The following is a 347-nucleotide window of genomic DNA, read 5'->3' as shown; positions in this document are numbered from 1 at the left end:
GCCCCGCGTGTATGCGTCCCAGCCTGCGCCAGCAGGCGACTTAATTTGTTTGTTATAACTACTTTCCACGTTTGCTTACTATCAATTTGTAGGTAAGCCCTATAACTACCAGCGCAACAAACAAAAATACTACACCAGCCAAGTCTTCGCCTTCCATTCTGAAATTGCCAAAACCAATGAACTGATTCTGGCTGTTAGAGCAAGCGCCAACACCAATCCAATTTTGAAGCAGCGTACCACCACAAAGAGTGAACGTGCCTACTGTCTTAATAAGCAGTGCCAAAATAATAAGAAGTATAAGAGCTACAGATCCCAGTTTTTTCATTTGATGTTTCAGTAGTTATAAC

General features: G+C 42.4%; 1 protein-coding gene. It reads right to left on the bottom strand.

The features are described from left to right. Positions 1-58 precede the first annotated feature (58 nt). Positions 59-325, bottom strand: a complete 267-nt coding sequence (locus GVO63_RS19420) for a hypothetical protein (RefSeq protein ID WP_159582091.1) — start codon at positions 323-325, stop codon at positions 59-61. Positions 326-347 lie beyond the last annotated feature (22 nt).

It is taken from the genome of Alteromonas sp. KUL106, from assembly GCF_009811415.1.
Taxonomy (GTDB): Bacteria; Pseudomonadota; Gammaproteobacteria; order Enterobacterales; family Alteromonadaceae; genus Alteromonas.
The sequence above is the reverse complement of the archived record's forward strand: the minus strand, read 5'-3'. Positions and strand labels throughout refer to the sequence as shown.